The organism is Providencia sp. PROV174 (genome assembly GCF_028480685.1).
In the GTDB taxonomy this organism is placed as follows: domain Bacteria; phylum Pseudomonadota; class Gammaproteobacteria; order Enterobacterales; family Enterobacteriaceae; genus Providencia; species Providencia rettgeri.
The window spans coordinates 12,855-25,609 of record NZ_JAMPOT010000011.1; the positions used below are offsets into that span (position 1 = coordinate 12,855).

At 41.2% G+C, this 12,755-nt stretch carries 11 protein-coding genes; 1 reads left to right on the plus strand and 10 read right to left on the minus strand.

The annotated features are described in order from the left end of the window. Positions 1-167 precede the first annotated feature (167 nt). From recA to gpt, 10 genes are all read right to left on the minus strand, one after another. Positions 168-1,235, minus strand: coding sequence for a recombinase RecA (gene recA, locus PSE60_RS10975; RefSeq protein WP_004914068.1), 1,068 nt, complete (start codon positions 1,233-1,235; stop codon positions 168-170). 104 nt (positions 1,236-1,339) lie between these two features. Further along, positions 1,340-1,843: a nicotinamide-nucleotide amidase gene (gene pncC / locus PSE60_RS10980; RefSeq protein ID WP_272665435.1), complete on the minus strand. Its 504-nt coding sequence runs from the start codon at positions 1,841-1,843 to the stop codon at positions 1,340-1,342. Between the two features lie 14 nt (positions 1,844-1,857). Then, entirely contained in the window at positions 1,858-3,060 is a 1,203-nt protein-coding gene (lplT, locus tag PSE60_RS10985) for a lysophospholipid transporter LplT (RefSeq protein WP_272665436.1), read from the minus strand. A gap of 1 nt (position 3,061) precedes the next feature. Then, positions 3,062-5,209, minus strand: a complete 2,148-nt coding sequence (gene aas / locus PSE60_RS10990; RefSeq protein ID WP_272665437.1) for a bifunctional acyl-ACP--phospholipid O-acyltransferase/long-chain-fatty-acid--ACP ligase — start codon at positions 5,207-5,209, stop codon at positions 3,062-3,064. A gap of 140 nt (positions 5,210-5,349) precedes the next feature. Further along, positions 5,350-5,847 carry a shikimate kinase AroL gene (gene aroL, locus PSE60_RS10995; RefSeq protein ID WP_196719821.1) on the minus strand — a complete coding sequence of 166 codons (498 nt, stop codon included), beginning with the start codon at positions 5,845-5,847 and terminating at the stop codon, positions 5,350-5,352. A 127-nt stretch (positions 5,848-5,974) separates the two neighbouring features. Further along, positions 5,975-7,228: a glutamate-5-semialdehyde dehydrogenase gene (gene proA / locus PSE60_RS11000; protein WP_272665438.1), complete on the minus strand. Its 1,254-nt coding sequence runs from the start codon at positions 7,226-7,228 to the stop codon at positions 5,975-5,977. 2 nt (positions 7,229-7,230) lie between these two features. Beyond that, positions 7,231-8,334 (minus strand): glutamate 5-kinase, encoded by a 1,104-nt coding sequence (gene proB, locus PSE60_RS11005; protein ID WP_272665590.1) that lies wholly within the window; start codon positions 8,332-8,334, stop codon positions 7,231-7,233. Between the two features lie 116 nt (positions 8,335-8,450). Beyond that, a complete protein-coding gene (gene crl, locus PSE60_RS11010) occupies positions 8,451-8,852 on the minus strand; it encodes a sigma factor-binding protein Crl (protein ID WP_272665439.1) in 402 nt (133 codons plus the stop codon). A 71-nt stretch (positions 8,853-8,923) separates the two neighbouring features. Further along, positions 8,924-10,174 (minus strand): esterase FrsA, encoded by a 1,251-nt coding sequence (gene frsA / locus PSE60_RS11015; RefSeq protein WP_210837498.1) that lies wholly within the window; start codon positions 10,172-10,174, stop codon positions 8,924-8,926. Positions 10,175-10,358: 184 nt separating this feature from the next. Continuing rightward, positions 10,359-10,823 carry a xanthine phosphoribosyltransferase gene (gene gpt, locus PSE60_RS11020; RefSeq protein WP_036958965.1) on the minus strand — a complete coding sequence of 155 codons (465 nt, stop codon included), beginning with the start codon at positions 10,821-10,823 and terminating at the stop codon, positions 10,359-10,361. Positions 10,824-11,258: 435 nt separating this feature from the next. Between gpt and pepD the strand changes: the two genes are divergently transcribed. Beyond that, a complete protein-coding gene (pepD, locus tag PSE60_RS11025) occupies positions 11,259-12,719 on the plus strand; it encodes a beta-Ala-His dipeptidase (RefSeq protein ID WP_272665440.1) in 1,461 nt (486 codons plus the stop codon). The last annotated feature ends 36 nt before the right edge of the window (positions 12,720-12,755 follow it).

A 12,755-nucleotide genomic window follows, 5' to 3' on the forward strand; every position in this document is an offset into this window, starting at 1 on the left:
AGCGTCTAGATATTTTCTGAAAGTATGTTTATACCTTGCACTGGTGTATTTTTCCACAGAAAAACTGTTCAATAAACTATTAATGTAATAGGTTTAAAATAAAACAGGCGCAACCACATTAGCGGAGCGCCTATAATTTACTTACCAATCAATTAACTAGATTGATATTAAAATTCTTCTGGTGTTTCTTCTTCATCAGAATCATTGATAAAGTCTGTTGCCGCACTGCTAAATTCACCTGTGTGGTTTAATAACATTTCACGCAGTTTGGTATCAATTTCTTGGGCGACTTCAGGGTGCTCTTTTAAATAATTTGTTGAGTTAGCTTTACCTTGGCCAATTTTATCGCCGTTATAGCTATACCAAGCCCCTGCTTTTTCAATTAATTTGTGTTTTACACCCAAGTCAATTAGCTCGCCGAAGGTATTAATACCTTCACCATACAAAATTTGGAATTCAGCTTGTTTAAATGGCGCTGCAACTTTGTTTTTTACCACTTTAACGCGAGTTTCACTACCGACGATTTCCTCGCCATTTTTCACTGCACCAATACGACGGATGTCTAAACGAACAGATGCATAGAATTTTAATGCATTACCACCCGTTGTTGTTTCTGGGTTACCAAACATAACACCAATCTTCATACGAATTTGGTTGATAAAGATCAGTAGGGTATTAGATGTTTTTAAGTTACCCGCTAACTTACGCATTGCTTGGCTCATCATACGAGCAGCTAAGCCCATATGTGAATCACCGATTTCACCTTCAATTTCCGCTTTTGGTGTTAACGCAGCAACGGAGTCAACGATGATCACATCAACTGCACCTGAGCGAGTTAATGCATCACAAATTTCTAGCGCTTGTTCACCAGTATCGGGTTGAGAGCACAGTAAGTTATCGATATCGACGCCTAATTTTTTAGCATAGATAGGGTCTAAAGCGTGTTCAGCATCGATAAAAGCACACGTTTTACCGCTACGTTGTGCTGCTGCAATAACTTGCAGGGTTAGTGTTGTTTTACCTGAGGATTCAGGGCCGTAGATTTCAACAATACGACCTAGTGGCAAGCCACCAGCACCCAATGCAACATCAAGGGATAAGGAGCCTGTTGAGATAGTTTCAACATCCATAGAGCGGTCTTCACCAAGACGCATAATGGAGCCTTTACCAAATTGCTTTTCAATTTGGCCTAATGCTGCTGCAAGTGCTTTTTGTTTGTTTTCATCAATAGCCATGTTTACTCCCTAAGTGCAATGCTTTGACCACTGCAAATAAAACGATTGAATTCGGTTTGTTGAAATTAATTATACTGTATAATCATACAGTATCAAGGAAATTTTTAATTTAACTGTTTTAAAAGTGTTTCAAGTATATAAACTGTTGATTGAAAACGAACTTCGTTTCGGTTTCCTTGAAACACTCTATGTTGTGTTGTAACAAATACCGTTTGGTCTGCCTGTTTTTGCGCAAAACCAAACCATACCGTACCAACAGGTTTTTCTATACTACCGCCCCCAGGGCCTGCAATTCCACTAACTGAAACAGCGAAATCTGCACAGGCTTCTTGCAAAGCGCCTTCCGCCATTTCAGTAACAACTTGTTGGCTTACAGCGCCATACTGTTGTAAAGACTCACTCTTAACACCGATCATTTGATGCTTTGCTTCATTACTGTATGTCACAAAACCGCGCTGGAAGTAATCTGAGCTACCCGAGATATCGGTTAAAACCTTCGCAACCCAGCCCCCAGTACAAGACTCTGCGGTTGTGACTGTTTTACCCTGTTCTTTCAGTTTCAGTCCAACCTGAATACTCAGTGTTTCAAGCCGCTTCTCATCTATCATGATGTTATCTACCTTTATGCCATTTTTTTACGAGCACGATCCCAAACCCATAAACCTGCAATCGCAATTGCAAATACAGCACCAAAACCAATACCCGCATTCACAACTGACAAACCTGCTTTAATAGCGAGTGAGTACAAGCCTAACATAATCAGCATTGCACTATTTTCACCTAAATTTTGTACGGCGATCGCATTCCCTGCTCCAACGGTTTCCTTCCCTTTTTCTTGCAATAATGCATTCAATGGAACGACAAATAAACCGCCAAAAACCCCAAGAATGATTAAAATAAAATAGGATGGAATAATGTTAGTTTGCAAAGAAAGTAACACTACCATCACACCTATAATAACTCCCGCAGGGATGCATCGATAAACCGTTTTTAAGGTAATAAATTTGGCAGCAAGCCCCGCACCTGCGACTATCCCCACCGCAACCATTGCATTTAGAATGGTTGGTGTGGTGTTGTCTTGTAACCCCAACGCCACAGGCACCCACGCAACGAGCAGAAAACGCAACGTTACCCCGGCTCCCCAGAACAAGCTAGTTCCGACTAGTGAAAAACGACTTTCTTGATTCGCCCATAGCACACGGCAAGCACTGAAAAAAGACGTCATCAACAGCTTAAGATCCCAACCTTTTCCTGGCCTCGCCGCAGCTAAGTGTGGGATGAAAAAATTCGCGATAACGGCTAACGCATACAGTACAGCACATGTACCTAACGCTAAGATTAAGTTAATATCGGAAAGCATTCCTCCGACAACTGACCCCACTAAAATGGCTGCAATTGTTGAAGCCTCCATCACACCATTGGCCTTAACAAGGTTATCGCCACCAGTGAGTTCACCGAGAATACCGTATTTAGCCGGTGAATAGGATGCGGCACCGATACCTACTAACCCATAGCAAAGGAATGGGTTTAGGCCAAAACAAATCCCTAATGCTCCAATAAACTTAAAGATGTTAGAAAACAACATCACTCGGCCCTTTGAAAACCTATCGGCGATTTGCCCAACAAATGGCGCTAAAATGATATAAGTGAAAACAAACACCATTTGCAAGATAGGGTGACTCCACTCGGGGTAAAATTCGGCTTTGAGCTGGGCTAATATGGCAAATAATAATGCATTATCCGCAAATGCAGAGAGGAACTGTGAAGCCAGTACTGCTTTCATACCTCGGCTCATTAGCGGTGAATTGGAAGTGCTTTCTTGCATATTATTCATCCTTTAATGCCATTTGCTTTAATGTGACAAAATCCGTTTTACCACTACCTAGCACTGGCAACTCTTTAACAAAACGAATATCGCGTGGAACCGCTAACTCGGTTAACCCTTTGCTTTTGGCTGCACGGGATAATGCGCTACGGTCTAATTCTTTATCTGTTGTGAACAAAACAAGCGCTTCACCTTTACTGCTATCTGGCTTTGTAACCACACCGTGATTTGCATTGGGGGAAAGAGATGCCACCATTTGCTCGATACTTTCGAGGGAAACCATTTCGCCTGCAAGTTTAGCAAAACGTTTAACACGGCCTTTTATTGTACAGAAATTTTTATGGTCTAATTCAACGATATCACCAGTGTCGTACCAACCTTCCTCTATTTCACCTTGTGCATTTTCAGCTTGTGGTGTTTCAAGGACGCCTGGGGCTTCAACGCGCAAATACCCTTTCATAATATTTGGGCCTTTAAGCTGTAATTTACCACCCTGTTCAATTCCAGAAATTGGAATAATTCGCGCTTCCATTTCAGGTAAAATTTGCCCAACAGAGCCTTCTTTCGCGGCCATAGGGACATTGATTGATACAATTGGTGCACATTCAGTGACCCCATAACCTTCAAGAATTCGGATGCCAAATTTATCAAACCAGATTTTTTTCGTTTTATCCGATAATTTTTCTGCACCGGCAACCACATAACGTAAACGTGCGAAATCATACTGATGAGCAAACCGTGCGTAGTTGCCTAAAAAGGTTGATGTTCCGAATAATACGGTGCAGTTTTTGTCATAGACTAATTCAGGAATGACTCGGTAATGCAATGGGCTTGGATAAAGGAAAACTCGGCTTCCTGAAAATAGAGGGATAAATAAACCAACCGTCAAACCAAATGCGTGAAATAACGGCAGTGACGACATAAAACGGTCACGTGGGGTGAAATCAGCGATCGTTTTTATTTGTTCTACGTTTGCCATCAAGCTAGCATGGCTGTGAACAACACCTTTTGGTGTACCTTCAGAACCAGATGTGAATAAAACAACGGCTTCATCAGACGGTTTACGAGGAAGAATGGCTTTTTTAGGGTTGAATAAGTGTTTAATAATCCATAATTTATCTTGCCATGTTACCGTATCTTTTAAATCTTCAAGGTAAATCCAGCTTGCTTCTGGTACTTGTTCTGGAATATGAGTTAAGTTGCCTTTTTCCAAAAATTGGCGCGAAGTAAAGACGACTTTCGCCGCAGAGGCTTTTAACGCGTTGCTAATACCGTGACTACCTGCGGTGTAATTGAGCATAGCAGGCACTCGGCCTCTCATTAAAGCGCCAAAAATTGCAGCTGCGGTGACTGTCGCATTTGGCAATAATAGGCCAACTCTTTCATTTTCATGTGTATAGCGTTCAATAATACGACCAACCCCTAAAGTTTTTTTCAATAGGGATTGATACGAGTCTTCTTTAAATGCGATGTCCTCAATACAAGGCGTACGACGGCCAAAAAACTGAACACTTTGAATAAATTCTTCAACTAATGTGACTTGTGGTAAACAAGACATTCGAGCAGATTTCATGATTTGGTACAGGTGTTCACCAGCCAGAGCTCGACGCTCTACAGCCTTAGGTGCTTCTGGCATTGGTATAGCTTGTGCTGGCAAGATATGCAATGTGATCTTCGGAAACCATTTTAATGGAAAAATGCCTTTCAAACGCCCAAAATGGCTATATTGAGCCCCTTCTATACGAATAGGAACAACTTTTGCTCCGGACTTTGCGGCCACAAAAGCCGCTCCTTCGTATATTTTCATTAAAGAGCCATGAACCGAAATTCGGCCTTCTGGAAAAATAACTATCGGGCGCCCTTTTTCTACCTCTTTAACTAGATGACGAATACCTAGAGGGTTGGCAGGATCAAGAGGGACAATATCCGCATAGGGCTTAAGGCGCTTCACCATTTTCGGTGTGGCAAATGTTGAATAAACAGCAAATACAGGTTTAACAGGTAAGAAAAGCGCGATTAATACACCATCAAGGAAAGAAACATGATTAGGTGTAATCAAGCATTTATCTTGATTAAACTCTTTCGCATCGCCGATAACTTGCACGCGAAACAAAAATTTAAGTACTGTTTTGACTATCTTTGCCAACATAATGAGTCCCTATACTATGATTATATTTTTATATATTAGTGTGATATGACTATACCTTTAGTAACTTCTATCTTACTGAGCTACTCCCTTTACTCTAATTAGTATATTCCGAAAACACCGCTGGCTTATCACTCATGGGTTTAAGTTAAATCATTAAGTTGTGCGATGATATCGTCGACAGGCTGTGCAGCATCAATAATATGGTGAGCTGTCGCACGGTAGATAGGTTCCCTTTGTTGCATCACTTCTTCAATTTCTTCAATTAAAGATTTCCCGGTCAAACTTGGTCGTTGATCCGCTTGTGGCTCTGCTGCAAGGCGTTTTGCTAAAACTTCAGGATGGGTATTTAAATAAATAACAGTGCCGTTATTACGCATAATTTGCTGATTTTCTTCTGCGAGAACCAAGCCTCCGCCAGTAGAAACAATTATATTATTTTGCTTAATCGACTTAAGGACGTCAGTTTCTAGCTGACGAAAGTAATCCCAACCGTGCTGTTCAACAATTTCAGCGATGCTTTTTCCCGCTTTTTCTAAAACCAATTTATCTGTATCAACAAATTGATAGCCTTTAGATTCTGCAAATTTTTTACCAATTGTGGTTTTACCCGAACCTCTTGGACCGATAATGTAAAACATTAAATTTCATCCCATCATCATGAATACTAAGCAATACTGATTACAAATTTGCTTATGATAAATTGCCTAATTTGACAAATAAAAAAAGAAAGCCACACAAGTGTGGCTATCTCATCATTTTTACTCATTACGGACGACTCAAAAAGTCGCCATATCCGATCCATTTATACGTTGTTAGTGCATCTAACCCCATAGGGCCACGTGAATGTAATTTCTGCGTACTCACTGCGACCTCTGCACCTAAACCAAACTGCCCACCATCAGTAAAGCGAGTGCTTGCATTAACATATACCGCTGCTGAATCTACACATTGAACAAAATAGTCAGCTTGATGAATAGATTCTGTCAAGATAGCATCAGAATGCGCAGTACCATACTGGCGAATATGGTCAATAGCTGCGTCAATGTCATCAACAATTTCTACGTTAAGATCCAGTGATAGCCACTCATCGACAAGGTTTTCAGGTTTAACATCAACAACTTTCGCTGGGCCTTGTTTTAGTAATGGAAGTGCTTTTTCACTCGCATGCAGTGTGACTTGTTGCTGCGCCATTTTTTCACTTAAAAACGGTAGGAATTCACTCGCAATTTCTTTATGAACTAATAATGTTTCAAGTGAATTACAGGCACTTGGGCGCTGAACTTTCGCATTAATAATTACGTTAATGGCTTTATTAAAATCCACCGATTTATCAACAAACGTATGGCAAACGCCAATTCCCCCAGTAATTACCGGGATCGTGGATTGCTCACGACATAATTTATGTAACCCCGCACCGCCGCGAGGGATTAGCATATCGACGTAACGATCTAATTTGAGTAATTGCGCAACTAATTCACGGTCCGGATTATTAATAGCTTGTACTGAACCTGCTGGCAAGCCACTAATTTCCAATGCTTTTTGAATAACTTCCACCACCGCAAGGTTAGTATGATGCGTCTCTTTCCCACCACGTAAAATGACCGCATTACCTGTTTTTAAACATAGCGAAGCCACATCAACGGTGACATTAGGGCGTGCTTCATAGATAACGCCAACAACCCCTAATGGAACACGGCGACGTTGTAAATTTAAACCGCTATCCAATTGGCTTCCATCAATGATTTGCCCAACAGGATCAGCTAATTGACATACTTTTCTGACATCATCAGCAATACTTTTTAAACGCTCTGGCGTCAATAATAAGCGGTCTTGTAACGCCTCACTCATACCGCTTGCTTTTGCCTGCGCCATGTCTTTTTGATTCGCTGCAAGTATAACTGCATTATCTTGTTCTAGTAGATCTGCAATTTGTAATAGTGCGGCATTTTTTTGTTTGGTATTTAACTGAGCTAATTGCCATGAAGCAACTCTTGCTGCCTTACCCATTGTCTCTAACATAATTAACTCACTATCATATCATCACGATGAACAGCCACAGAACCGTGTTCATAGCCAAGTATTTTGCTGATTTCTTGTGAATGGTGCCCAGCAATCATTCGAAGTGCATCACTGTTATAATGGCTGACCCCATGAGCTAGGTCTTTTCCTGCCATATTACGAATACGGATCACTGCACCTCGAGAGAAGTCGCCTTCAATCTTTTTAATTCCTTTTGGTAACAATGAACTGCCTTTTTCCATAATCGCCAGTTGTGCACCATCATCAATGTAAACATCCCCAGCGGCTGGAGCACCGAAAATCCAACGTTTACGATTTTCCATTGGATTTTCTTGCCCATAAAAACGGGTACCAACAGGGAGATCTTCTATAACCGCATTAATAACATCCGGTTTATTGCCTGCAGCAATGATAACATCAATCCCTGCGCGGCCCGCGACATCTGCTGCTTGTAGTTTAGTTGCCATTCCGCCAGTTCCTAACCCACTGACGCTTCCCCCCGCCATTTCACGAAGTTCATCATTGATACCATACACTTCGGGGATCAATTTTGCATTTGGATTACTGCGTGGGTCGGCATCATATAAGCCTTCGATATCCGTGAGTAATAGCAGTTTGTCGGCATCGCCAAGAATCGCAGCCAAAGCAGATAAATTATCATTATCACCGACTTTTATTTCCGCGGTAGCAACGGCATCATTTTCATTAATAACTGGAATGATTCCGTTATCTAACAGAGCTTGTAAGGTATCTCGTGCATTTAAGAAGCGTTCTCTGTCTTCTAAATCGGCTCGTGTCAGTAACATTTGCCCAATATGAATGCCATAAATGGAGAATAACCGTTCCCATAACTGAATTAAACGACTTTGACCGACCGCCGCAAGCAACTGTTTAGATGCTATGGTAGCCGGCAGTTCGGGGTAATTTAAATGTTCGCGACCCGCGGCAATTGCCCCAGAAGTCACAATAATAATGCGATGCCCTTTTTCATATTGCTGCGCGCATTGCCTAACCAGCTCAACAATATGAGCTTGATTTAAACGGCGCGAGCCCCCTGTTAATACACTGGTCCCTAATTTAACTACCAGCGTCTGGCTATTTTTCATCATTTTTCTGCCATTAGGATTAATAAACCAAAAAGTAGGTATTATTTTTATCAGGAGAAGCGCGTTATGCCAACAAGCATAACGCAAAATTCAACAAAAGTTGGTTTAAAACAAATTTATGCGCTTAATTCCAGTTTTAATTCTGCCATTAGCGGGGAGGGAAAGAGGCTTAACTCAAGTTCAGATAATTGTTTTGCAAGGGCTTGGTGAAATGACACTAAATTTTGCTCGGTCGCTTCAATGGTTGCCGCGTCTTTTAGTGTTTTGACTTGCCAACTACCATGGCTGTTGTATAGGCCAAAATGATAAGTAAATTCAAAGCCCTTATCAGTTGCTACCAATTTTAGCCACCATCCCCAAAATTCACGTTTTTCTGGGGCAATATTTGCATTCACGCAAACAACGAGGCTATCAAATATATAACAGCCATTTAAACATTGTTTTTCACGTAAATAAGGTCCTATCGAAGCAAACTTCTTTAAATACTTTCCATTTGAGTAATCAGTCGGTAAAGCCATGTTAAGGATCTCCTTCTTGGGAAGATCCCTTTTTAACAAATGGGTAAAAATAAGCAAGTTATTAAATAAAATTAAAGTATTTTTGCTTTTAACCAATTAGTGGTTTCACTTAACGCCTTTTCAAAATTAGCAAAAACAGGCTGGCTTGGTAGCATTATCGTATCGGCATCCATCGAAGAGCGTCGAATTAAATCAGATTCGGCTTTAGGGCTATAAATATCATCTTTAAGGCTAACCGATAACATTGGGACTTTACTGCGTCGCCCTAAAAGCCCTTGATTTTTAAGTGAATAACAACTTAATTCATGGCGTAAAGCAGAACCATCAACTTGATAAATACCCAAACGACTGGCGAACACATCCAAAACCATCCGAGGAATATCCTGCTGATATTTCTCTTCATGCAATAAACTGTGCACAATTGGCCCTATGACAGCGACTGCTTTAATCTTGTCTGGACACATATAAGCTAATCTTAACGCTATATTTGCGCCAAAACGCATACCCACGATGCCAAAACGTGTGTGGTCAATCCAAGCGATATCCCCAAGCTGGCGAACAATTTGCTCATGTAGGGTGCTTGTTTCCTGTGTAAGCTTTTGTTTTACCGAATAACCAATAGACGGCATATCCAGTGTTAGCATCGCAATGCCGAGAGGTTCGAGGTAGTCACGGAAATAGCGGCAAAAATCAATTTGTAAGCTATCTAACATACCGCAAATCATCACTGTCGGGTAAGGCCCTTGACCGTGTGAAGGAATATGCAAAAAGCCACAGACTTCTTTTCCACCATCAACTTTAAATGGAATTTTCTTTAAACGATATTGAGAAAACTTTGCTGCGCTATCATACGCTTTACAAGCCAGCAAAATAGCTTGATCAGCCAACTCGTCACCTTTAATAAAAGGATAAGCAGCAATACTGTATAAGTTAGCTGAACGCAACCAAGCGTCCCCTGCGTCTGTACCTTTTTCAAGTTCTAATGCTTTTTGCTGCCAATGCATGGCTTGCTGAGACCATTCAAAACACCAATTTCCACGACGATTGCCAATGACCGTATCCAATAAATTATCATTACTACGCTCAGCATCTGAGATAGCAATACGACTTAGCACCTCTTCAATTTCTAAGGCGTCTATTCCTCGCCAAATCCACATTAAGCGGTTAATCATACGGTACCACCCCGCATGGTGAGATCCACTTAACACGCTATGTTCTTTAATTTGAGAAATTGTTTGAGATGAATAAGAGACTAATGTTGACGTTTCAACTTGTCTGACTTTAGGTTTGAAAAGTTTTTCTGAAAGGTTTTGCTGAGTCATCCCTATTTCCTTGTCTATCAGAGTTGAATTTGGCCAAAAATAAAGGGAATGCAAAAATGCACTCCCCAAATTATATCGTGTTTAGTTTAAAAATTTTAGGTATTAATGTGTTTTTGCAATCAATAAATTCTATAACACTTTATAATTACAATGTTTTTACCTAAAACTCGCGTAAAACACAGATTTATTTATCTTGTTCACACAATGGTTTAACAAAAACGACACCCATATCCCATGGCTGTTCGATCCATGTGTCTTGTGGGATATCAACTACGTAGTCATCCACTAATGGACGCCCTGCAGGTTTTGCAAAAATAGTAACAAAGTGGGCTTTAGGGTACATGTTACGGATAGCTTGAGCTGTGCCGCCTGTATCCACCAAATCATCAATGACAATATAGCCTTCACCATCACCTTCAGCACGTTTAATCACGGTTAATTCGCGCTGGTTGTTATGGTCATAGCTAGAAATACAAACAGTGTCAACGTTACGAATACCAAGTTCGCGTGCTAGAAGTGCACCAGGAACAAGGCCACCACGGCTAACCGCGATAATACCGGTCCATTGTTCTACTGGTAATAAACGTTGTGCGAGTTTACGGGCATGTATTTGCAACATATCCCACGTTACGACATATTTTTCGCTCATAAAATTCGGGTCCCGACTGCTGAGTAAATCTGAAATGTGTCTTGCGGAAAAAAGGTTGCGCGAGATTATAGTGATTTGGCCGGTTAAAAACCAGTAAAAAGCACCATTCGACATTAATTATTATCATTTACACTGTCCATTGCTCAAAAGAAAGTGTTATCCTGAGTTTATCAGCAATGCATCATTTAATTTTGCATATCAAGCTAGTAACTAACATAACTCAACTAAAAATCTCTGAGGTAATTTGAGTTGCTCGGTCAATAAAACTAGTGATGCCATACCCCAAGGAAATTAAATATTTTCCCTAAATAATTTGGGTTGTGGCTAGACGGCAAATGAGAAAATCCCGAGGAGCATACATAAGTATGTGACTAGGGTTTACGAGTGAAGCCAACAACGCTACAACTCAAAATATGACGGGAAAAGGAGAAAAACGTGTCTGAACTTGCTATATTATCCCCCCAACCACTATGGGACATCTTCGCGAAAATCTGTTCTATCCCGCACCCTTCATACCACGAAGAAGCCTTAGCCGCACATATTGTTGATTGGTCAAAACAAAAAGGCTTTCACGTTGAGCGCGATGACGTGGGCAATATTCTGATCCGTAAACCTGCAACGCCTGGTTATGAAAATCGCAAAGGCGTTGTTTTACAAGCTCACTTAGACATGGTGCCACAGAAAAATAACGACACGGTACATGACTTTAAAACAGATCCAATTCGTCCATATGTTAATGGTGAATGGGTCACCGCTGAAGGAACCACTTTAGGTGCTGATAACGGCATTGGTTTAGCTTCTGCGTTGGCTGTTCTTGCTGATGATAGTGTTGAGCATGGGCCAATGGAAGTTCTTCTGACCATGACCGAAGAAGCTGGCATGGAAGGTGCGTTTGGCTTGAAAGCAGGCTGGTTACAAGCCGATATTCTGATTAACACCGACTCAGAAGAAGAAGGTGAAATTTACATGGGCTGTGCTGGTGGAGTTGACTTTACCACTACGTTTGACCTGACGCGTGAAGTATTACCACAAGGCTATAAAACCTTCACAATGACCTTAAAAGGCCTAAAAGGTGGGCACTCAGGTGGTGATGTACATTTAGGCTTAGGTAATGCCAATAAACTGTTAGCACGTTTTCTAGCTGGGCACGCAGAAGATTTAAACCTAAAACTATTAGATTTCAGAGGCGGTACTGTTCGTAATGCGATTCCACGTGAAGCCTATGCCATTATTGCTGTTCCAGCAGACAAAGTTGCTGAGTTAACTGCGCTAAGAGCACGTTATGAAGATATTCTGAAAAATGAATTAGCTGTCGTCGAACCCAACCTTGTTCTGCTACTAGACGAAACCCAGAGTGAGCTGAAAGCTCTTTCTGACGATTGCCAAAAACGTTTTGTTTTCTTCTTAAATGCAGCACCAAACGGTGTGATCCGCATGAGTGATGTTGCCATTGGTGTGGTTGAAACGTCACTTAACGAAGGTGTTGTTCGCCTGACAGAAGATAAAGCAGAAATTATCTTCCTTGTTCGTTCACTTATCGATAGCGGTAAAAACTACGTTGTTAACATGCTGACATCTATCAGTAAATTAGCACACGCCCAATACCGTGCAGAAGGTAGCTACCCAGGTTGGCAACCAGATGCAGACTCACCTGTGATGCATTTAGTCAGCGATACCTACAACAAGCTGTTCGGTAAAATCCCGAATGTCATGGTGATCCACGCAGGCCTTGAGTGTGGTCTATTCAAAAAACCTTACCCAGACATGGATATGGTTTCAATTGGGCCAACTATTCGCGGTGCACACTCCCCTGATGAACGTGTACACATTGCAAGCGTTGGAGAGTATTGGAAATTACTAACTGCGGTTTTAAAAGTAATTCCAGTCAAAGAATAAACAATTCATTGTTGTGACCCCCCATCATACGATGGG